The 21,936-nt window shown below is 27.2% G+C and carries 23 protein-coding genes and 3 pseudogenes; 8 read left to right on the top strand and 18 right to left on the bottom strand.

The window, feature by feature from the left end; translation table 11 throughout:
* Window positions 1-13 precede the first annotated feature (13 nt).
* Window positions 14-802: a 5'-methylthioadenosine/adenosylhomocysteine nucleosidase gene (locus ACZ5SO_RS06700; RefSeq protein WP_464627596.1), complete on the top strand. Its 789-nt coding sequence runs from the start codon at window positions 14-16 to the stop codon at window positions 800-802.
* Between the two features lie 465 nt (window positions 803-1,267).
* Here ACZ5SO_RS06700 and ACZ5SO_RS06695 read toward each other — a convergent pair whose 3' ends face one another.
* Window positions 1,268-2,134, bottom strand: a complete 867-nt coding sequence (locus ACZ5SO_RS06695) for a DUF4917 family protein (RefSeq protein ID WP_464627595.1) — start codon at window positions 2,132-2,134, stop codon at window positions 1,268-1,270.
* A 176-nt stretch (window positions 2,135-2,310) separates the two neighbouring features.
* Between ACZ5SO_RS06695 and ACZ5SO_RS06690 the strand changes: the two genes are divergently transcribed.
* The gene (locus ACZ5SO_RS06690; protein WP_464627594.1) at window positions 2,311-4,143 is read left to right on the top strand and encodes an IS1634 family transposase; all 1,833 of its coding nucleotides are present in this window, start codon (window positions 2,311-2,313) and stop codon (window positions 4,141-4,143) included.
* A 4-nt stretch (window positions 4,144-4,147) separates the two neighbouring features.
* On the opposite strand, the gene ACZ5SO_RS06685 is transcribed toward ACZ5SO_RS06690, so the two are convergent.
* The 3 genes from ACZ5SO_RS06685 to ACZ5SO_RS06675 form a co-directional block, all read right to left on the bottom strand.
* Window positions 4,148-4,531, bottom strand: a complete 384-nt coding sequence (locus ACZ5SO_RS06685) for a hypothetical protein (protein WP_464627593.1) — start codon at window positions 4,529-4,531, stop codon at window positions 4,148-4,150.
* A 199-nt stretch (window positions 4,532-4,730) separates the two neighbouring features.
* On the bottom strand, window positions 4,731-6,626 hold the full coding sequence (locus ACZ5SO_RS06680; RefSeq protein ID WP_464627592.1) for an FRG domain-containing protein: 1,896 nt from the start codon (window positions 6,624-6,626) through the stop codon (window positions 4,731-4,733).
* A gap of 44 nt (window positions 6,627-6,670) precedes the next feature.
* A complete protein-coding gene (locus ACZ5SO_RS06675; RefSeq protein ID WP_464627591.1) occupies window positions 6,671-7,105 on the bottom strand; it encodes a hypothetical protein in 435 nt (144 codons plus the stop codon).
* A 266-nt stretch (window positions 7,106-7,371) separates the two neighbouring features.
* On the opposite strand from ACZ5SO_RS06675, the pseudogene ACZ5SO_RS06670 reads away from it, so the two are divergent.
* The 4 genes and pseudogenes from ACZ5SO_RS06670 to ACZ5SO_RS06655 form a co-directional block, all read left to right on the top strand.
* A pseudogene (locus tag ACZ5SO_RS06670) lies at window positions 7,372-7,569 on the top strand (hypothetical protein); the annotation flags it as partial.
* 161 nt (window positions 7,570-7,730) lie between these two features.
* Window positions 7,731-7,967 carry a TIM-barrel domain-containing protein gene (locus ACZ5SO_RS06665; protein WP_464627837.1) on the top strand — a complete coding sequence of 79 codons (237 nt, stop codon included), beginning with the start codon at window positions 7,731-7,733 and terminating at the stop codon, window positions 7,965-7,967.
* Window positions 7,948-8,142: a hypothetical protein gene (locus ACZ5SO_RS06660; RefSeq protein ID WP_464627590.1), complete on the top strand. Its 195-nt coding sequence runs from the start codon at window positions 7,948-7,950 to the stop codon at window positions 8,140-8,142. The genes ACZ5SO_RS06665 and ACZ5SO_RS06660 overlap by 20 nt, the downstream gene beginning before the upstream one ends.
* Window positions 8,091-8,225 (top strand): hypothetical protein, encoded by a 135-nt coding sequence (locus ACZ5SO_RS06655; protein ID WP_464627858.1) that lies wholly within the window; start codon window positions 8,091-8,093, stop codon window positions 8,223-8,225. The genes ACZ5SO_RS06660 and ACZ5SO_RS06655 overlap by 52 nt, the downstream gene beginning before the upstream one ends.
* A gap of 63 nt (window positions 8,226-8,288) precedes the next feature.
* Here ACZ5SO_RS06655 and ACZ5SO_RS06650 read toward each other — a convergent pair whose 3' ends face one another.
* The 3 genes from ACZ5SO_RS06650 to ACZ5SO_RS06640 form a co-directional block, all read right to left on the bottom strand.
* Entirely contained in the window at window positions 8,289-8,522 is a 234-nt protein-coding gene (locus tag ACZ5SO_RS06650; protein WP_464627589.1) for a DUF2188 domain-containing protein, read from the bottom strand.
* A gap of 207 nt (window positions 8,523-8,729) precedes the next feature.
* Window positions 8,730-8,987 carry a hypothetical protein gene (locus ACZ5SO_RS06645; protein WP_464627588.1) on the bottom strand — a complete coding sequence of 86 codons (258 nt, stop codon included), beginning with the start codon at window positions 8,985-8,987 and terminating at the stop codon, window positions 8,730-8,732.
* On the bottom strand, window positions 8,971-11,253 hold the full coding sequence (locus ACZ5SO_RS06640; RefSeq protein WP_464627587.1) for an ATP-binding cassette domain-containing protein: 2,283 nt from the start codon (window positions 11,251-11,253) through the stop codon (window positions 8,971-8,973). The genes ACZ5SO_RS06645 and ACZ5SO_RS06640 overlap by 17 nt, the downstream gene beginning before the upstream one ends.
* 246 nt (window positions 11,254-11,499) lie before the next feature.
* Here ACZ5SO_RS06640 and ACZ5SO_RS06635 point away from each other — a divergent pair, with 246 nt between their 5' ends.
* Complete coding sequence (locus ACZ5SO_RS06635; RefSeq protein WP_464627586.1) at window positions 11,500-12,774, top strand: AAA family ATPase; 1,275 nt, start codon at window positions 11,500-11,502, stop codon at window positions 12,772-12,774.
* Here the strand turns inward: ACZ5SO_RS06635 and ACZ5SO_RS06630 are convergent.
* A complete protein-coding gene (locus ACZ5SO_RS06630) occupies window positions 12,771-12,992 on the bottom strand; it encodes a hypothetical protein (RefSeq protein WP_464627585.1) in 222 nt (73 codons plus the stop codon). The genes ACZ5SO_RS06635 and ACZ5SO_RS06630 overlap by 4 nt on opposite strands.
* Window positions 12,993-13,049: 57 nt before the next feature.
* Here ACZ5SO_RS06630 and ACZ5SO_RS06625 point away from each other — a divergent pair, with 57 nt between their 5' ends.
* Window positions 13,050-13,619, top strand: a complete 570-nt coding sequence (locus tag ACZ5SO_RS06625) for a hypothetical protein (RefSeq protein ID WP_464627584.1) — start codon at window positions 13,050-13,052, stop codon at window positions 13,617-13,619.
* On the opposite strand, the pseudogene ACZ5SO_RS06620 reads toward ACZ5SO_RS06625, so the two are convergent.
* The 10 genes and pseudogenes from ACZ5SO_RS06620 to ACZ5SO_RS06575 form a co-directional block, all read right to left on the bottom strand.
* Window positions 13,611-13,793, bottom strand: a pseudogene (locus ACZ5SO_RS06620) (transposase); the annotation flags it as partial. The gene ACZ5SO_RS06625 and the pseudogene ACZ5SO_RS06620 overlap by 9 nt on opposite strands.
* A 68-nt stretch (window positions 13,794-13,861) precedes the next feature.
* On the bottom strand, window positions 13,862-14,038 hold the full coding sequence (locus ACZ5SO_RS06615; protein ID WP_464627583.1) for a hypothetical protein: 177 nt from the start codon (window positions 14,036-14,038) through the stop codon (window positions 13,862-13,864).
* Window positions 14,039-14,160: 122 nt separating this feature from the next.
* A pseudogene (locus ACZ5SO_RS06610) lies at window positions 14,161-14,250 on the bottom strand (hypothetical protein); the annotation flags it as partial.
* Window positions 14,247-15,584, bottom strand: coding sequence for a Qat anti-phage system QueC-like protein QatC (qatC, locus tag ACZ5SO_RS06605; protein WP_464627582.1), 1,338 nt, complete (start codon window positions 15,582-15,584; stop codon window positions 14,247-14,249). The pseudogene ACZ5SO_RS06610 and the gene qatC, both read right to left, overlap by 4 nt.
* Window positions 15,581-16,297, bottom strand: a complete 717-nt coding sequence (locus ACZ5SO_RS06600; protein ID WP_464627581.1) for a hypothetical protein — start codon at window positions 16,295-16,297, stop codon at window positions 15,581-15,583. The genes qatC and ACZ5SO_RS06600 overlap by 4 nt, the downstream gene beginning before the upstream one ends.
* Before the next feature lie 945 nt (window positions 16,298-17,242).
* Window positions 17,243-17,878 (bottom strand): dihydroxyacetone kinase subunit L, encoded by a 636-nt coding sequence (locus ACZ5SO_RS06595; protein ID WP_464627580.1) that lies wholly within the window; start codon window positions 17,876-17,878, stop codon window positions 17,243-17,245.
* Between the two features lie 10 nt (window positions 17,879-17,888).
* A complete protein-coding gene (locus ACZ5SO_RS06590; protein WP_464627579.1) occupies window positions 17,889-18,893 on the bottom strand; it encodes a dihydroxyacetone kinase subunit DhaK in 1,005 nt (334 codons plus the stop codon).
* A 17-nt stretch (window positions 18,894-18,910) separates the two neighbouring features.
* Window positions 18,911-20,443, bottom strand: coding sequence for a tripartite tricarboxylate transporter permease (locus tag ACZ5SO_RS06585; RefSeq protein WP_464627578.1), 1,533 nt, complete (start codon window positions 20,441-20,443; stop codon window positions 18,911-18,913).
* A gap of 17 nt (window positions 20,444-20,460) precedes the next feature.
* Window positions 20,461-20,904 carry a tripartite tricarboxylate transporter TctB family protein gene (locus ACZ5SO_RS06580; RefSeq protein WP_464627577.1) on the bottom strand — a complete coding sequence of 148 codons (444 nt, stop codon included), beginning with the start codon at window positions 20,902-20,904 and terminating at the stop codon, window positions 20,461-20,463.
* 65 nt (window positions 20,905-20,969) lie between these two features.
* Entirely contained in the window at window positions 20,970-21,932 is a 963-nt protein-coding gene (locus tag ACZ5SO_RS06575; protein WP_464627576.1) for a Bug family tripartite tricarboxylate transporter substrate binding protein, read from the bottom strand.
* Between the last annotated feature and the right edge of the window lie 4 nt (window positions 21,933-21,936).

Below are 21,936 nucleotides of genomic sequence, written 5' to 3'. Positions count from 1 at the left end.
GAGAATTGGGAAAATGAAGAAAATACTTTTAGGTATTATGATTTGTGTTGTTTCTGTTGGAAGTTTATTTGCAGAAGGTCAAATAGAGGAATCTAAATCACAAAAGAGTCCAATTGGAATTATAAGTGCTATGGATTCTGAAATTGATTATCTTCTCTCAATTGCTAATATATCAACATCTAAAGAAATTGGTGGTGTTGTTTATCATATTGGTAAACTTGAAGGAAAAGATGTTGTAATTTGTAAAGCTGGAGTTGGAAAGAGTCTTTCTGCAGCTGGCACTGCTATTCTTATTCATGAATTTAATGTTTCTTCAATCATCTTTACTGGTATTGCAGGAAGTGTTTCTGACAAATTAAGTATTGCAGATGTAGTAATTTCTACAGAGGTAATGTTCCATGATTATGGTTTGCAAACAGATGATGGTATTATTTTAGATACAGATTTTGTTTCTGAAGTTAGAGTTAAAGCAGATCCAGTTTTAGTTGAAAAAGCATATAATGCTGCATTAAAAGTTTGTGATGATCAAGATGTTTTAAAAGGCTTAATTGCAACTGGAGACCAGTTTGTAGCTAGTCCTAAAACTGTTGAACATCTTTCAAATGACATCGGAGCTCTTTGTGTTGAAATGGAAGGAGCTTCAGTTGGATACGTAGCAGCACAGTATGGGGTTCCTTTTGTTGTAATTAGGGGAATGAGTGATAAAGCTGATGGTGAAGCTCATGAAACTTATGAACAATGGTGGGTTGTTGTAGCTGATAACTCAGGTAAAATTGTTCAAGAAATGTTGGCTTCTTTATAAGATTTATAATTAAATAGTGTAATTTAAGGGCTGTTGCAATAGTTAATTTGATTAACAAAGTGACAGCTCTTTTTTTGTTTAGTGATTTTGTTCTTAGTTTTTGAAATAACAACTATTCTTTATTACATGTTATTTGTAAAAGGTATTGGAATTAGAGGAAGTATTACTATTATATTGTTACAAAAATCAAGTTTTAATTAAACTTAAATATACTAATTTTAATAAATTCTAGTGATTATAATTTCATCTTTAAATAAGATAAATTAGTATTAGTAGAAGACTTTATATAATCTTATAAAAGATGTTTTCTAAATCGTCATGGAGCAAAATATACCTAAATATGAGATATATTCTGATTCATTAAATAGTTTTTGAAGGTTTTATTATTATAACGTTGAGTTTATAATACGTTTCCACTCTATTTGTAAAATTATTTTTTAAACAGTTTTAAAAACTATTTTATATCTACTGCTTATAGGAAATTGTCCACTGATCAAATAAAATTATTTCTTTATTTGGAAAGAAGTTTTTAGCAGATTGAAAAATTTTGTCTTTATTTGAATTGTCACAATTTATGAATATTTTAGTTATTTGACTCGTATTTATTCTTTTAAAAATATGTGAATCATTTTCAGCTAGTGATGAACCTATAATGAGTAGAGTTCCGTCAAGTTGTTCAAGTTTGTTTAATCCATTAACTAAATATTCATTTTTGATTATTTCACTTTCTTTATTATCACTTTCAAAGATGCAAATAATTTCATTGTTTTCTTTTTCAACTATTTTCTCTATTTTTTTATATAGTGATTTATTAGATTGCTGTTTTATTTTTCCAATCTTCTTCCCATTTTTATAAATATGAAATGCTCCATGAATAAAAAATATATTTTGAAGTCTTGGATTACTATATATTAAATCTTCACCAAAAAGATTATTAAAGCCATCATTTACATTATCTAAGCATTTTGTCTTTTTAGATTCTTTTTTTTCCCATACTACATCAATTATTCTATATAATTTATTCGAAGGGATTCTGTCTCTATTATATTGTTTCATCTCAGCTTTGAAATCTGTTTTACTAAACTTATTTAAATGAAGGGTTTTTTGTTTTTCATCAATGGTTATTGTCATTATTCCATTTTCAGTTGCTCTTTCTATTTCTTTTTGTATTTCTTGATATTTATTTTTGATTGGTTCCTCTTTACCAAATAAAGAATTTGTAAAAGCAATTCCTTGAGTCTCTTCATTTGGTTTTTTGTAGGACAATAATAGTTGATAAAGAAAGGGGTCGTAATTTAATGTAAAATAATTATCAAAATTTTTTAATAGCAAATAGATACCTTCCACACTTTTAATGTTCACCCTAGCAACTATCAGAAAATAAATCCTTACTCATAAGGAGTTGGATCTTTTTTTTTAACTTTTTTATAAACATTTTTCTTTAGACTAATAAAGACTATTTACATTTAATTAGAGTTGTGATATAATTTTAGTAAATTGAGGTAATTATGTTTGTTAAGAAAAGTAAGAATACAAAAGGTAGAGTAAGTTTAAGTATTGCTCAAAGTTACACTACTGAAGATGGCAAAAACAGATCTAAGACAATTAAGTATTTAGGATATTTAGATGATCTAGAAAAAGAATATGATGACCCCATTGCTCATTTTAAAAAAGTTGCTGCTCAAATGACTAAAGCATATAAAGAAGAACATGCTCCTTTTCTTATGAAGATAGATCCTAATACAAAACTTTCAAAAATTTCACCAGATAAGTTATATACTAGAAAAAATATTGGTTATGCAGCATTATCTCAAATTTATCATGAATTAGAAATTGATTATTTCATTAACAACAGAAGAAGATACACTAAAGCTGAATATAATCATAATGCTATCTTCAAACTGTTAGTATTTGATAGGATATTAAATCCTTCCTCAAAGAGAGAATCTTTTTTCCATAAAGATTTTTACTTTGATAAAATGGATTTTACATTAGAAGATACATATAAAGCTCTTGATTTCTTTAATAAACATTCTACAGATATGATTAAAAGCATCAATAGGCAAATTGAAAAACAATATAAAAGAGATACTACCTTAGTTTTTTATGATGTTACTAATTATTATTTTGAAGTAGATGATATTGATGATGATAATGATTACAGAAAAAAGGGAGTTTCTAAAGAACATAGACCAAACCCTATTATCCAAATGGGTTTGTTTATGGATGAGAAAGGACTTCCAATAACTTATGGTATTTATCCAGGTAATACTAATGATTGTAAAACATTAATACCTTCCCTTATGGATATTAGATATGACTATGGTATGAAAGATTTAATTGTTGTTGCTGATAAAGGTATGATGAGTGGAGACAATTTAACTAGAATCAAATTACAAAAGAATGGCTATGTAATTAGTCTTTCTGTTAGAGGAACTAAGGTTACTGATAAATTTAAAAAATACGTGTTAGCTAAAGACAATTGGAATGAAGAGTACACAAAATATGCATCAGATGGAAAGACTGTATTATTTAAAATGAAATCTCAAATTAGTCCTAGAGTTATTTCCGTTCATTCTTTAAAAGATGGTAGTGTTACAAAACAATCAATTAATGAAAAACAGATAATAATTTATAGTAAAAAATATGCTGATAAAGCTAAAAGGGATAGAAGAAGAGCTATAGAGAAAGCATTATCAAAAGTTGGGACTAGTAACAAATCTAATAAGTACGGTAGTGACAAATATATAGTAGAACAATTCTTAGATGAAAATAATAATGTTATTAAGTTTAAAAAGAATAATTTATTTGATTATGAGAAGTTAAAAGAAGAAGAAAAGTATGATGGCTATTATGCAATAGCTACCAATGTTATTGGATTAGAAGAAAGAGAAAGGCCTTTTAGGGGTAAGAGTAAATACACCTATGATGGTTTTTTAAAACTAAATAAAACAGTAACAGATAAAGATATTCTAGATATGTATAAAGGTTTATGGAAAATTGAAGAAACATTTAAGGTTACTAAATCTCAATTAAAAACAAGACCTGTATATGTATCAACAACAGAACATATAAAAGCGCATTTTCTAACTTGTTATATAGCATTAGTAATATTGAGACTAATAGAATACAGGTTAGGATGGGAATATTCATCAAAGAGATTAACGAAATCGATGAAATTAGCATCAGGAACATTAATTGAAAGTGGGTATTATGCTTTTGATTATTATGATGAAATACTAGAAAAATTGGGTAATGAATTAGATATTGACTTCTCTAAAAAGTATTTAAAGCTTAATCAAATAAAGAAAATAATAGGAAAAACAAAGAAAAAACTTTAGTGTCTTAAACTTTTAGTAAATATGTGAGCCTAATAATTCTTAGTAGATAAGAACTTAGGCTCTTTTTATTCTCTGTTAAGTTGAAAAGACAGGATAATAGTTGATAAAGAAAGGGGTCGTAATTTAATGTAAAATAATTATCAAAATTTTTTAATAGCAAATAGATACCTTCATTTTGTTTTTGATAGATGTTTTTTATTTCTTTTGACACAATTTGTGTTACTGCTTTCATAAAATCTAATTTGATTTTATTATGAATAAATTGTTTTAAAAAAGTTGTATATTGAGAATTGTCATCACTTATAGAATTAATACATTCTCCTAAAAATACTTCTAAATCTATTTCCTTAGAATCTATCAAATTATAATCTTTATTATTTTCTTTCATAACTTTAAAGATATTGGAATATTTTGTATTTACTCCTAAAGATAAATTAAAACCATTTCCCAACAGCAAGTGATTCTTTGTATTTGAATTTTTTAGTTCTAATAAAACTTTATCGTATGTAATTTATTTTAAATCCATAATTTGCTCCTAAGATTTTATGCCTAAATATTTAAAGATAAATTGTTGTTTTAAGTGTTTATTAAATTTTAAATTCGTGCATTACATCATTTTTAATTTGTGTAACTTTATTTTCTAATTCAGGATATATAAATCCTTTATTAATACCATATGTATGATTCAATTCGTTATAAAAAATATTGTTTATATTGTTTATGATGAAAGCAACTCTTTTGTTAGATTGATTATTTTTAAATAACGATAAATATTCTAAATTTGGATTTATATAAAATCCATCAGAGTTTTTAGAAGCTCCAATAAGAATAAACAAACCTTGTTGATTTAAAATACGCTCATTATTTAATGAAGGGTTAACAATATAAAATGTATCGATATCATCATCTGATGGTGTAAATAAACTAATTGATTCTGGGTTAAACACTAATGCTTGATGTTGTAGTTCTTTTTCAAAGAAAAATTTGTATAGTGTTTTATCAGTATCTAATGCATTTAGAAATGATTTTAATAATTGTTTATATTCTTGCAATTCATCTATCCACAATACAGGATCTTTAGGGGTTTCATATATTATTTTTGTTATTTCTTTTGATTTATTCTTTATATCACAAATTTGATTATTTTTGAATTTTGTTTCCTTTTTATTATTAAAATTTAAAATATTTTTAATATTACCTATTTCAGTAATAAAAGAGTTCATTAATGTATATAATTTCAAAAACGGGAATTTAGTTTCTAGTTGGGCTTTGTCTATTTCTAATTTAAACAAGAAATTGGTAGTATCGTTAAAATTTTTTAAATATTTTGTTATTTCTACATTATTTATGTTAATTTGTTTCTGATTCTTAGACATAAGGTCAAAATACTCATAATATTTATTTAAATTTTTAACTTGTGTTTTGAAGCGTTTTTGTACCTGATTGCTAGTTTCTATTAGTTTTTCAGTTTTTTTTAGTTCTAGATATATATCATTTAAAATCGCATTCTTCTTTTCATTTTGTTCATATTGATATTTAGCAAATATTATGTCTTTTACTTTTAAGTATTTTATTTTACTAAATACAAGATCTATTTGTTTATTTATTTGTGAAGCTGATTCTTTAATTTTATTGATTTGAATATATTTTTTATTATTTTTGGGGATGGTTGATAAAGCACTTAATAAAGAAACTGAATCACTAGTTGTGGAGTTTTTTATTATATCAAAATTAGTTGGAAAACATAAATTGATTATTCCAAAATTGGATTTTTTATTAGGATGATTATATTCATCTAAGGCAAAAAAAGCTGCTATTAAAGGATTTTTTGTTATGTCTAGCAACCTAGAAGGGCAATTGAAATGCTTAAGTATTGTAAGTTTATCAAAATATGATTCACATTTTTGAAAATCATTAGGCATACTTTGTATAATCCTATTATTTATAATATGTTCATTTTTTATTAAATCTTCATCCCTATATAAAGAAGACGATAAATCAAAATTAAGTTTATTTCCTCTGTAATATATTGTCTGGGGAATATCTTCTGATTGTATTTGATGAACATGTTTTACTCTAAAAGATTTTTCCTTCTCCAAATAGTCATAAATATCTGAGCATAGTTGTATTTCAATCTTATCTCTCTGGTACAAAATAAGTAAATTTTCAAAACCATCAAAATATTTTTGGGTTTTTAAATCTATTATCTTATTAATTATATGTTGTTCATATTCACTTATTCCTGTGAGATTTATAGCTTCTAGTTTGAAGATTAAGTATTTAGCAAGTGCTTTTTTATATTCTGCTATTGTTTCATTTTTTAAGTTTGGCTCGAATGAAACTTTTTTCAAATTATTGTTTTTACTATTTGGAATTGAAAATGTTTTGTTTTTAAAGTCAATTTCAATTGCAATATAGTAACAGTTTTTGATAATTTCTCCTATATCCATTAGGTCATTTTTGTTTAGAGTGTTTGTGTACATTTGATTCCTTTAGTTATAATAATTTGATGATATAATTAATGAATTTAATTATTAAAACTTTTTGTAAAATAGAAAAAATTATTTAAACCAGAGGTAGGTGCTTGAACCAGTGTCCAACCTTTGCTCGATATGTAATTTATAATTCCACCAAGAACAAAGTACATTCCTTCTGAATCAGTTGCTCCAAATAAACCATAATATTGGTAAAAGTTATCATTTAGCCAATCTGAATCAAGATTTATGTATATAAGTCCTCCATTTTCTAAAGCATTTTCAATTTGTTCTGAAGGAGAAAAATTAATATCGGAGTCATCTATATCTTCGATGGATACTATTAAGGTTCTAGGCGAGTTGTTTGTAGAATACAATTTTTGGTATTGATTAAAGCATATGAAAAAGAGTTCTGCTATTAATATAAAGAGAAAAATTTTTATTACTCCCAACTTAGTCTTTGATTGTGTATTTGTTTCATTTTCCATAAAACGTTCCCTCTAACTATAAGATTTAAGTATTAATAAAATTTTATAATAGATTAAATTACCTGTCTAGAAAAAAATATCGTTTTCTAACAAAGTTTGATGAGTTTATAAAATTTTTAAAATGAAAAAAGTCATCTTATATTTTCTCTCAATCTAATAATTATACGAATGTAAAAAGGTAGCAAATATATACATTTTTATGATACAACAGATAGAGAAGCTGGCAATTTTGTTTGGGAAAAGGTTAAAAAAGTTATGTAGATAGAGGCATAAAAATCTTTTGGCTTGATGCATGTGAACCTGAGATGATTCCTTATCACTATGATAATCTTAGATATTCTAGTGGAAAAGGCTCTGCTGTTTCATCTCTTTATCCTATGCTCCATAAGAAAACTTTCTATGAAAATATGAAAGAATGTGGGATTGATGAACCTTTGAACTTATCTAGATCTGCTTTGAGGTAGCCAAAAATATGGGGTAGCTGTTTGGTCTTGTACTTTGATTCTTCTTTTGATTTATTAGAGACTCAAATGAAGGATAGCTTTAGTATTGTAACTAGGACTCTCTTGATAGACTACAGATATTTGTGATTTTTTAAAATGATGATCCGGTATTTAAAGAATTAATAGTTAGTTGGTTTCAATTTGGACTATATTGTCCTATTTTTAGACTTCATGGATTTAGAAATTCATGGAACCCTAAAAAAGGTGATAATAATGAAATTTGGTCATTCGGTGAAAAGAACTATGAAATTATAAAAAAATATTTATTATTTAGAGAGGCTTTGCGTGAATATATAAATATAGAGGCTAAAAAAAACAGTATAAAACTCTATTTCATTAATGAGACCTTTATTCTTTGATTTTAATAATGACAAGATAATTGAAGAGATTGAAGATCAGTTTATGTTTAGATCTCAAATATTAATTGATCCTATTGTTAAAGCATTTCAAGTTGAAGAAAAGTTTATCTTCCTAAAGGGTAAATGTGGATTAATATTTATAGTAAAGAAGTTTTTGATGGTGGTTGTGAAATAATAGTTAAAGCTTCATTAGATCAAATTCCAACTTTTGTAAAAGCGCAAAACACTGTGCTCAAATATTATGATATTTTGAGATAAGAATTATCCATTTTAATAAATCCCAGTTATTTAATAAAATTAGCTGGGATTTAATTTTATAAATTAGCCCCTAGGTGGAAAGGAATCATTTCCATGTGAATCTTTGTTTTGAATCTTTCCATCTTTTCCATGAATATAAAGTTCACTCTTTTGATTTTTGCTAATCTCTCTAGCTTTGTTTATTGCATCTTTTTTAGTACGTGTATGTACACTAGCTCGTGAAGCTCCTCCTTTTTCTACATCCCAGCCACCTTTATTTTTATTTGGGACTACATGGATAGTTTTTTGTTTTGCCATTTATTTTTCCTCCTAAATTAAAAATCATTATATATTGTAACAAATTTATTGGGTTTGTTTAAAATATTGTTATTTTTAGTAAATTGAATATTAATAGGATTTTTCAATTTTTACTAAAGCAAAAGTTATTAAATATTATAATAAAGTTGTCTCTTAAAAATGATTCTAAGTTAACTTTATATTTTCAATCAACAAATACTGTATTTCTTAAATTTCAGTAGGAATATTATTTATTTCTCCTAATAGGTCATTGAAAAAGGTTTTAAATTCTATGATTGGATCTGATTCTTGGTCTATATATTTATCAATTTCAAGAGCATATTTCTTGCCCAAAGAATAATCAAGCAACTTTAATATTTGGGTAGCCTTTATAGTGTTTTCTTGAATTTCAATACTTGTTTGTGTAAAGTTATTGGTTAATTTAAATGAATTATTAATTTGCTCCATTTTAATGATTACACTCATAAACTTTTAATCTCCTTTGAATTGCGTCTTTACCACCATCCATTGTGTTAGAAATAATGTCTAATATATTTATATTTTTATCTTCATATTCTAAAGGGCCTTGAATAGCTGTCAATTTTTTATTATTTAAATTTAAATTAATAACATTATCGACATCTAAATTTACAACTAGCAAAGGGTTATGTGTTGCGATTATTATTTGTGAATTTTGACGAATAGAGTCAAGTATTGGTAGTAAATTACTACTTATGTTTTTATTTGAAATATTATCTTCAGGTTGGTCAATTAATAACACGTTAAAATTTTTTTCCTGTGTAATGAATTTTATATAAGCTAAAGAAAGTTCTCCTAGAGTATCTCCAATTTTCCTACTTCCCTGGCTTTCTAAGATATATTTAGTTGATTTTTGTGTATTCTCGGTTAAGAACTTTTTCAAATTGTAAGAATAACTTTCTTGGATATTTTTAATATCAGAACAGCCTCTTACCGCTTCTTTTAATTCTTCTTGGGTTTTAATATCACAAATTGAATCTAGATTCTGATATCCTTTATTAAACATTTTACTCAAAAATTTATCTGAAACATCTATCTCATTATAAAGAGATATATTTTGAAATTCAAAGCCTTTATGAGTTTCTTTTGTTAGGTTAGAAATAATATCAGGCTTTTTGGGGTATATGGGAGGATTGGTTTTTTGTTTTAAATAAGAAACAAGTTTTTCATTGAAATTAGTAATATTTTCTCTATATTTTCGCTTTTTAATAATATCAGTAGATGTTTTACTCGTTATTTTCGTGGAATAGTCTCTTATCTGGTTGAAAATTATGTTTCTTATTAATATTTCATTTTCAAGAGTAGTCTGGTTTATTGAAACTTTGGTATAAATTTCATTTAATATATTAAGAATATTTTCGAGCTCTTTCTTATAGCCTCTTTGAAAATAAGGCTTATTTAATAATTGCTCTAAACTGCTTTTTAATTTTATAAGATCATCTCTTGGTGTTGTGTGGGGATTACGTATATTAGTAAATTGTGAGTCATTATTTTCTGCAATAATATAATGAGATTTATTGGTTCTAACGGTTTTTAATTCAAGAGACATTTCATTTAATTGGTCTGATTTTTCTTTTAGGGAAATATTATAATTTATGTAATCAATAATTCTTTGTGCGAATGTTGTATAAGCCTTTTTAAAAAAAGAGTGTTCTAAGAGCCTAAAGTTTTTATCTTTATATAGTAAATCCTGGTTATTAAATGAAGTAACAATTTCTGATTGTGCAATATATTTTGGATTAGTTGTTTCTATTTTATCAACTATAATATGATTGTCTCTTTTAATTTTTTTTTCATAACTTTCTAATTTATTATCATATATTATATCTAGTAAGGTTGATTTACCAGATCCATTTTCTCCTATAATTACATTGATACCTTGTTTTAATTTTATATTTGTACCATTTATTGAAATATTTTTTATCATTAAAGGGGAAGTAGAATTATATCTATTGAATCTAGTTTGGGGAGAAGTAATAGCCATTAATAGACCTTTAAATGTTGGGAGTATTTCTGCTTCAGAATAAAAAGGATTTCTTGGCAGTTTTGATTTGTCGTGTTGTGGGTAATAGGCCCAAGTATGGCAATCGCTTCCAGCAATTAAAGCAATGTTTTGATCAAGTGCGTTTAAATTATTTTTTAATATTCCCTCAACTTTAAATTTTTGGAACTCAAGTGCGCTAATGTATCCTGTGCTTATTAATTCTGAAGGATTTAAGCAGCTATTATTTAAGGAACGAGTATAATGTTTAGTGTTATCAATATCGGACTGTTGATTCGCAATTAATATTACATCCAAGTTAATTTTAGAGAGTAAATTGTTAAAATCTTCTTTGGTATAATATTCTTCTGGATGTTTTAGCATTAATTCTTGTAATGTTTTATTAATTTTATCGTAATTTTCTTCTTTGTTATTTGTATTAAATATTGAGATTATATGGCAAGGCTTTTGTGCATTATCTAAAAGTACATCGAACTCGATTCCAGACATTAAAGATATTTTTGTTTTAGTTTGATTTAAATATTTATCTAATGCTATGTATAATTCTTTATTAAATCTATTATGATCTGTAATTGAAAACATTTGAATATCATTTTCAATCAAGTTATCAATTAATATCTTAATATTATCAACAGTTGATTCATCGACTATCCCTTTACTTTCTTTATATTTGCTAGCTGATGAATGAATGTGTAAGTCAAATTTAATCATCGAAATATTATCCTATATTATAATTATACTAATAGTTAGTTATATATATAAACTATAATAACATGGAATTTAATAGAAGACTATTGAAAAATAGGTTTTATATTTTAATAGTTGTTGATAATTGAAATTAAATTACATTTTTTCTAAATCTTTTTTTATTATATTTAATATAAACAAAAAAAATGTTTATCTTGACGTATTTTCCATTTTAGATGATAATATATTTAATAAATAGGAGGGTATAATATGTTATTATCTTTCCAGATAGAGAATTTTAAATCAATTTTAGATGTTACAATTCCATTGCTTTATGCTGAGAAAAAAGCACCAAATGGTTATAAAGAGATGAATAATTATCCTTTTCTAGAAGAAAAAGGATATAGGACAGTGCCAGTTCTTGCATTTTATGGAGCAAATGCTTCAGGAAAGTCTAATATAATACAGGCTTTTTATCTTCTTAATAGAATAGTTAGATTAAAGTATAGTGAAGTTTATTATAATCCCAATAGATTACATCATAGAAATGCTCCAATAGTATTTAAGATAGAATTTATAAAAGATGGAAATCTATATTTATACACACTCAAAGTTAATGAAAAAGAGATAATATATGAAAAGCTTAATCAAGGTGATAATTGTATATTCTCAATAGATCAGAGACAGTTAAATTTTGAGAAATTAGCTACATCTACTTATCCAATAAAAAAGCTTGAGAATATTTTTAATGTAGAATGTTTAAATCAAGACAGAAAGTTTTGTACTACTTTTCTTAAAGTTATAGGCAAAAATTATTCTGGTTTAAATACATATATTAGAAATGCATTCATATTTCTATCTAAAGACTTAGAGGTGTATGGTGTAAATAAACTTCCTTTTTCTTATGGAATAGATAAACTAGCTAAAACAAATAATGAAGAAGATGATTTACAAAATGCATTTAAACAAGTGGTTTCTCTTTTGCGTAAATTAGATATTGATATAACTCGAATGGAATTAAATAAAAATGAGTTAAATGAAAATCAAAATCTAAAATTACGAAGAAATCATGAGTATATTCACGATCTAAGTACTAATAAATATACAGAAATCGAAATTAACTCTTATCACAAAGATATAAATGGAAAAGAAGTCCAATTTAATTTTAATGAAGAATCTGAGGGTACTCAAAGAGTTGCTTGTTTATTAGGCCTTGTTTTATCGGTATTACAAAAGGGTACCGTTTTAGTTATAGATGAATTAGGAAATTCTCTACATCCTTATCTGTTAGTTGAAATTGTTAGATTATTTAAGGATAAAAGATATAATAAAAATAATGGTCAGCTTATTTTTACAACTCATAATACTGTTATTATGGACGACTCTATGATTAGAGTTTCTGAGATAGGTATTATTAATAAAACATTAAAAAAAGGAACAACATTTAAGAGAATATCAGATTTTAATGGTGTTAGAAATGTTACTAGTTTTAGAAAACAATATTTAGAAGGAAAGTTTTCTGGTATTCCATATTCATATATTTAGTTGGAGGAATATCTTTTTATGTGGCTGCAAAAACAAATTATTATTATTGTTTGTGAAGGTCTTTCCACTTTAGCAGGTATTTTTTCACTAAAATCTTCTTTATCTAAATATTTTCTAACTGTTTTGTAAGAAAATCCTGTTTCTTCAATTATTTCATAAATACTCTTCCCTTGATTTGCTAAATCTCTTATTTTACATATATGGGACATTGTAAGCATCTTTTATTCTCTCCTCTATTTTTTTGACTTTAAACAGAGGTTAACGGGCAAAAGGATTTGTTTACAAGTCACTTTGCTATTTTATTGGAATTCCCATGCTCAAGAGTTGGAATTTACTTGCAAATCAATTGGACTTTCAGAGTATCATATACATTTATTGCCAGACCTTCCGATGGTGGACAAAATAAAGCTGTCATAAGTAAATACAAAAGTGAAAGAAAACACAACCCAAAAGCTGATATATGGATTTGGGTTGATATGGATAGATATAAACGAAATGATTCTAAAGATATGGATTATTATAAAATGAAATCACCTGATATTCCAAATTTTTTGTTTTCATATATGAATTTTGAAGATTTTCTAGTTCTTTATTTAACAATGGAGAAACTAAATAAATGGATTGTTTCATGTGTAAGTAGAAATCATTTTAATTTTCCTTCTAAAGAATGTGAATATTTAGATGAATTTAAACAATTTATTGGTGGGTATACAAAAGGTGAGATTCCTATAGAAATAAGTATATCAAGTTTAAAAAATCTCAGAAATAATCAAGAAGATTTAACTTTACCAATAAAATGCGATTTTGCAAAAGAAATGTTTAAATTAATTGATAAATTAAACTAAATAAAACAATTCAATAGAATGATAGAGAGTGTTAGTGATGTTTGCTTTTTGGCCTACATGAGTTAAAACATTCCTTTGAAAATGAACTTTGCATATTCGCCAAGATCCACAAATAAAACATTTCCTTATTGCCGCTTGTAATCCTAAATGAATTTCCCTTACAGTTAACCATACTTTATCTAGTCCGCATTATTTAAGTTTATTAAACAAGTATTGTATATGTCTCTCTAGATTTATTATACTTAAGTTTCTATAGCTATTATTTGTACAGGTTCCTCTAAATCTACAGCTCTAACTACTAATACAGCAGCGTTTATTACTTTTTTTATTATTTCTAATCTTTTCATAAAGTGCATCAACCATATACATGTATATTCTTTATTAAAATATCTATTTCTAAACTCTTCTACACAGATCATTTAGCTCTTGAGTCTATTGCTAACCCATGAAGCACTAATACCTTCTATTCTTAATTGACGAGCTAATTTATATTTCTTTCTAGTAGAGTTTCCATTAGTCCATGCCTCTTGCACCACTTGTATTAAAGATTTTTCACTTCTCTTTTTTCTGTTACAAAAAAAGGAACATATCCACCATTTCTTAATTTTGGAACTAACATATAAAGTGTTAAAAGTCTTGTATTGAATCTTGTTGTTCTATACCCACATCTGTACGATTTATTTCTTGTTGATTGCTATTTATTATAAATTCCTTTATTTCGGATAATCCTCTTTTAAACATGTTTGCTATTTCTTCAATATTATCTTCAATCATTCCAGATTCTTGAATAGCTAAATAAGGTGAAAAATTTTCATATTGTTTAATAAAAATATTGTAAGCATTATAATTTATCCTTTTAATGTTACTAGAATTAATTGGTATATCTCTATATTCAGTATCATCATATCCAAACCCAAATTTAATTGCAGCTTGACGTATAATACAAGGAATACAATATCCGCAGTGCATAGGTTTTTGTAATTTTTTATATCTTCCAATGTCAGGATGAGAACATGACAGGCTAAAAGAATATGTTCTTTTTAATAAACTTTGATTTTTACAATTTTTAATCATTTCTCCTTTCGTGAAAAATTGGTAGGGGTTGTTTATTGAAATGTTAGGGTTTATATCATTTACGATAGTTTTAAAATATTTCATGTAAAAAGGATGTGTAGTTCTTGTACTACTACTTCCAAATCTTGATTGCGTAAGTGGAATATTTAAAGAAATAAAACCATTTTCAGGAATAATTATATTTACAGGTCCCTTCATGGCTGATGCTAGGGCTACAGCATGAGAAAAGAATAGAAAAGATCTTGTTCTAGTTGAAGATTCGACAGAATTTTTGCAAATGGCATAAAATTGTTGATAGTCAGATGAATTTAAATGATAATTATTTTTTAATATTTCAAATAGTTTATCTTGGTTGTTTTTTGCCCCTTTACCACCACCGTAATGGCTAACAAAAAGAATGTTTTTATTTTTTGATTCTAGTAAATCAATCGCTCCAATGTATGAATCAAGTCCACCAGAGAGCATGCATATTGTTGAGTAATTTTTTATTTCAATATTTTTATTATTCATAGATTGGAAGTAATTCTGCTCTTCAAAATAATGTTTCGGCCTAAAAATAAACTGCCATCTATCTCCACTTAAGAAATTAAGCATTTGAATTAAATTAGCTTTTTCATTGTTCCAAAAGGATGGGGAAGATACTGGTATATCTAAAGTTATTTCTCTTGTCCAAGAATCTTTTTGGTCTGATCTTGAAACTAATTTATCTGCAGCAAATACAAATACGGACATCATTAACAAGTCTATAGCTGTTGAAGAATATTGTTGAAAAAATTTTATTTTCTTATCCCAAAAAGTATAATTTATTTGAGTTTTATCGGATAAGTCTAAACAAAAGTTATACTCTTTCGGAATTTCATTTACCTTTTTATTTGTGCAATATATTTTCATTTTAACTCCAATTTTGATATAATATCTCTATAAATATTTTTTATATTCAACTCATCTATAAATAATCTTTTATGTGTAATAAATCCATTTCTAACTTTAGTTTTGATATATTCTAGAATTTTTTTTTCTAATACTTTGGTTGTAGAATAGTTTTGACCATATTTTTCAAATGAAAAACCGTAATCTATCATCATATTTTGCCAAATTAATTCGGTGGATAAATCAATCAAAAGTTCATCTCTTTGATTAGACTTTATATTTCCCAGATCTTGTAAATTATTTATTCCAAAATTGCTATGTCTATTTAAAGTATGTGATAAAGCATGTCGAACCGCAGCTTCGATTTTATTAGCACCTTGTGGGCATATACCATTTATTAGTTTTGATAATGCCATGTCTAATGAAATGTTTGAAACACTTATCCCTATGGAGTTAAAAGCATCAATAAGATTTGTTTCTTGGATATTTTTTAATAAAATAGAAAATTTTGTGAGTGTTTCTAAGTTTTGACTTGTAATTTTAATATAATTCGTAGAGTTCCCAGAAGCTTTGATATAGTTATTAACAATATCCTTAGGTTTACCAATTTTTCCATTGGAATTTAAATGTTTTGACATTAGCGACTTTGTTTCAGTCCATGAAATGTAATCTAATTTTTTAAGATTTTTTTTCTTATCAGTCTTCTTTCCCTGATAAGAATTTGAAGTACCCATTTTTTAACCTCAGTTTCCAACAAAATAAATATTTTGAATGAATTTGAAATCTCAAATATAAGTTTTAAAAAGAGAGAATCAATAATAAAGTAATATGCATAGTAAATTATATTATGAGAAGATAAAACTGATAATAAATATATTAGTTTAATTCTTATTATATAACTAATCTTAAATATATCAAGTTTTTTATATAATATTTTTATAATGGGTTCATTTAAAGGTTAAATTTCACATTTATTTTGGAAGTCATACTTTCTTTTCTATAAACATAGGAAGCTTAAAATCAATGTCTAAAATTTCATATGCGTTTTCTATAGGAGTTAACCTCTTTGAACTCTTTCTTGGATAATTGTTTATCCCATATTGAATCGCATTTATCTTATCATTTATAGATAAAAAGTTGAACTCAAAAATAGGAGTAATATATAAACTTGGATATAAAAGCCGAATACCCATTTATCAGTTGTATGAAAGTAAGAAAGAATACTAGGGGAAAAATAATCATAGAACAATGGGAGATAATCCTAGGAATCAAAATAACGATAAATATATTAAAAAAACAGGTATCGATATGGCAATAATAAAGAATAGTGAAAAGGTTCTAAATATCTACGCCTTGTAAATATTTATATGAATTAAAATTGCTTCTGTAAAAAAATTGAATTTGCTAAAAGTAGTTATTCGTATCAAATGCAACTTAAGAAGATAGAATGATATTATGATTTTTGAAACTTATTATCAACTTCTTTTCATGAGAATAAAATTGTTAAGGATTTAGGAATTAAATAAAAAATTTACAATTTCTCAAATAGTAATAATAAAACTCAGCCTAAGATATTTTAGAGCTGAGTTTTTTGATGCGAATTTTGAATGGATATATTAGAATTATCTAATTTAAAATCGTACAAATTATCAAAGATTATGGAATAACTATAATCATTTTTATTTCACAAAATCATTAATAGACTTTGCTAGAGAGTCAATTAGAAGATATGCTACTGTTGCTCCTGCATCAATATGTCCAATTGATTTTTCACCAAAACAAGCAGCTTTACCGTGTTGAGCCTCCATTTGTGATGTATTTTCTAAGCATTCTTTTGCATAAGATTGTAATGATTTAAACATTTCAACTTCTGATTCAAATTTGTTTTCTTTGACATATAAATAAGAAGGGTAAAAAATATCTAATATAGTTTTATCTCCTACTTTAGCCTTGCCTCTTTTTGCTATTCCTTGTTGAAGACCCTGAAAAAAAATCTCCCAATCTGATAAGTTTAAAACATTTTTATTTTTTAATAATTTACCAGCTTCAATAAATGCCGACCCCATAAGAGTTCCCATTGTTGAAGGGGCTGTTTTTGCCATTGTCATCCCTGATAACAAAAGAAGTTTACCAAGATCATCATCAGTTGAGTTATTTACAACTTCATAAGATGAAGAAAAGATTTTTGACATGGTAATTCCTAAATCTCCATCTCCAAGTACTGAATCAGTTTTTATTAGATAATCTCTCTTTTGTATAAATAAATCTGACCATTCTTTAAAAATATATTTGAATTCTTTTATTCCAATTTCCATAGTCTCATCCTTATAATTCTTTTTGAGTAAAGAAAGGTGTATAGCAAGGCTGTCTCATTAGCTCTTTAAGTTCATCATCAAGTTTTAAAATAGATATTGAGCCTCCGGCCATTTCCATAGAAGTTGCAAATTCTCCAACATAAGTATTAAATATTTTTATTCCACGTTCTTTTAGATATTGATGTATTTCATTGAATAAAATATAAAGTTCTTCTTTTGGAGTTGCGCCTAATCCATTAACTAATACACATACTTCATCGTCTTTTTGGTAAGAGTAATCATCAAATATATTATTTAATAGTGTAGAAGCTAATTCCTTTGCAGGCATTATTTGAGTTCTATTTATGCCTGGTTCGCCATGTATACCCATTCCAATTTCCATTTGGTTTGGTTCAATAGTAAATGATGGTTTGCCAACTTCAGGTATAATACATGGTGAAAGAGCGAATCCCATAGTTCTCGTGTTTTCTACTGTTTTTTTAGCAATTCTTTTGACTTCGTCTAACGAAGCTAATTCATTAGCTTTAGCTCCAGCACATTTGTATACAAAAAATATACCGGCAACACCTCTTCTTTTGTGTTCTTCCCCTTTTTTTGATGATGCAACATCATCACCAACTACAAAGTGGGATGTTTTTATGTCGTCGAAATCGGCTAGTTCTGAAGCCATTTCGAAATTCATAATATCTCCAGTATAGTTTCCATATATGTAAAGTACACCTTTGCCTTTATTAACTTCTTTAGTTATTTCTAATATTTGTTCTGAACTGGGTGATTGGAAAACGTCTCCTATCGCACAACCATCTAAAAGCCCGTCTCCAACATATCCAAGAAATAAGGGTAGGTGACCTGAGCCTCCTCCTGTAACAATTCCGACTTTATTATCAGTTAAATTTTTTTTAACTAAACAATGAATATCGTTATTTACATAAGTTAAGTCTTGAGGATGTGCTAAGTAAATCCCATTTAAAGTGTCTTTCACAAACTCTTTGGGATTGTTTAATATTTTTTTCATATTTTCTCCTTGTGTTGTTATTTTTTTATGTTTGATTTTTTTGTTTTTTTCTTAATGAAAGGGCCAATTATAGCCATTAATACTAGGAGTTCTAAAACTATAACAATAGGGTGTGTGTATAAAAAATTATAGCTTCCTTGAGTAAGTGATAATGCTCTTCGTAAATTTGATTCAATTATTTTACCAAGCAATAACCCAAGAACAAATGGCCCTGGTGCATAATCCATTCTTTTAAGAAAGAATCCAAGTCCACCAGCTAACAACATTACTACTACATCAAACATCGAATTATTTAAAGCATAAGAACCAACCATGCAAAGGACTAAAACAGTAACCCATATGAAAGATTTTTTTACTTTTAGTAATTTTATAAATATTTTAGAAGTTGATAGACCATATATAAGAATTAATAAATTTGCGAAAATCATAAGAAGCATTATCGTTATTACGAATGATTTGTCTTCAACAAACATTCTAGGCCCTGGTTGCATTCCATACATCATAAGTGAACCAATTAGAATGGCTGTAGCTGCGTCACCTGGGATTCCTAGTGTTAACATTGTTGTAAGAGCTCCACCTAATACTCCATTATTTCCTACACAACTAGCAGTAAGTCCTTCTTTTGATCCTTTTCCAAATTCTTCTGGATGCTTAGAAAGTCTTTTTGCTTGGCCCCAACAGATAATTGATGCTATATCACCACCAGCAGCTGGTATGGCTCCAACAATTGCTGCAATAAGTGAACAAAATAGAGAAAGTGGAGTAAGCTTTACAAAATCTTTCATAGTTAAACTTTTATCCCCTAATTTTAGTTTTGCAGGGATGTTGCTTTTATTATCGTCAGTGTCAGTTTCATCTTTTTCTATAAAGGTCATGCTTTTAGACTTAGATACTTGGTATAAAATTTCTCCAACTCCAAACATACCTATCATTACCGGTATAAATGAAACTCCAAGTAATAAGTTAATATTTCCAAATGTGAATCTTTTTGCAGCTACCATAGGATCAAGTCCGATTGTTGCTACTAATAGTCCTAGAAAGCCCATTACGGCACCTTTTAGAATTGAATTTCCTGAAACAGAAATCATCATTGATAGACCAAATAGTCCAACCATAAAATATTCTGCAGGGCCAAATTTAATTGCAAATTTAGCTAAAGGAAAAGCAGCTACCATAAGTACCAATGTACCAAAAATACCACCAAAAACAGAAAAAACTGTATTTATTTGTAAAGCAATATTTGCATTGCCATTATTTGTCATAGTAAAACCATCAAATGTGGTAGCAATTGATGCGGGGGTTCCTGGTGTATTTACCAATATAGCTGAAATTCCACCAGCCCATATTGCTGAGTTCCATACACCGATTAACATAGCAAAACCTTCAGCAGGTGCAAACCAAAAAGTTATAGGTGTTAAAATTGCAATCCCCATAGTTGCTGTTAATCCTGGAAGACTTCCTAAAAAGCTACCAATAAGTACTCCGAAAAGTAAGTATAAAAGTACTCCCGGTGTTAATATTGATTGTATTACTTCTATCCATATTCCCATTCTTATACTCCTTTATGTTAAAGCATTACGTGAAAAACTTTTCCAAATAACAAATAGATACAAATTACTGTAGATAAAGTATAAATAATATTAGTTGAAAACTTTTGCCCATAGACGTGATTTAAAATTAGAATAAAACTAGTTATTCCTATAATAAAATTGACATACTTCCAAAGTATTAAAAACAAAATTAAAGTAATGATTGTTATTAAAAGTTTTTTTGTGTTTTCTGGTAAGCTTTTAACACCTTTTTCTATATTGAAATAATGTTTTTTTTCTTTTATCCCTTTGATAATAAGGAGCAAAGAAGAAATTAATATCAAAACTGAAAGAATTGTAGGAAAAAATCCAGCACCAGGTACCCCGTCAGAAGTTCCTCCGGAGAACCCCTGCGATAATATTAAAAATATTCCACCAATTAAGAAAGTAATAATCCCAAAAATGACATCTCCGTAAACCATAATATCTCCTTATTTTAGAGAGCATGGTATTTTAGTACCATGCTCTAATCTAATAATCTTGAAATTTAGTTAATTCCTAGTTTTGGGATTAATTCTGAATATAAATCATATTGATTATTTGCAAATGTTTGTATTTCTTCACCAGTCATGTAATTTTGAGTCATACCTCTTTCTGCACATAATTTAGCAAAATCGTCTGATTCGATAGCTTTTTTGAATGCTGCTTCTAAAGTTGCTTTAACATCATCTGGTGTTCCAGCAGGTACTGCAAAACCACCCCAACCAAAAGCAGTAACATCAATGCCGCTTTCTTTTAGTGTAGGTACATCAGGGAAAGCTGGTGATCTTTGATCTCCCATTACAGCAAGAAGTTTGAAGTCACCATTTTCAACATTTGGTTGAACTTCTGAATCGCTTACAGTTACTACATCAATATGGTTACCCATAAGTGCTGCAATAGCTGGAGCGGCACCTTCAAAAGGTACATGATTGAATTTTATTCCTTCAGCTTCTTCAAGTGAAGCTGCAGCTATATGCCAAATTGATCCAGTTCCTGAATTTCCAACACTAACTTTACCAGGATTTTCTTTGGCATATTCAATTAATTCTTCAATTGAGTTCCAAGGAGAATCTGCATTAACAGTTATTGCAGCAGATATTGTCATTGCACCAGCTATAAAATTAAAATCGGCTGGTTTTAAATCAGTGTATCCTAGTGCTCCGACCATTGTAGATTCAACAGGCATATAGCAAATAGTATAGCCATCGGGTGTTGATTTTCTAACATAATCCATTGCAATAGATCCTGAAGCTCCTGTTTTATTTGTTACTATAACAGGTACACCTAATTCAGGTTCAACATTTTTTGCTATAATCCTTGTAACTGTGTCAGATGCACCACCTGGAGAATAAGGAACAACAATAGTTACTTCTCCTGAAGGGAAAGCCTTTTCACTTGTACCATTCGCAAATACGAAACTTGTTGATATAACAAGAACCAACATGATTAAACCTAATGTTTTTTTCATAATA

Source organism: Pleomorphochaeta naphthae (assembly GCF_055396005.1).
This window is presented reverse-complemented; position numbering and strand designations above follow the sequence as displayed.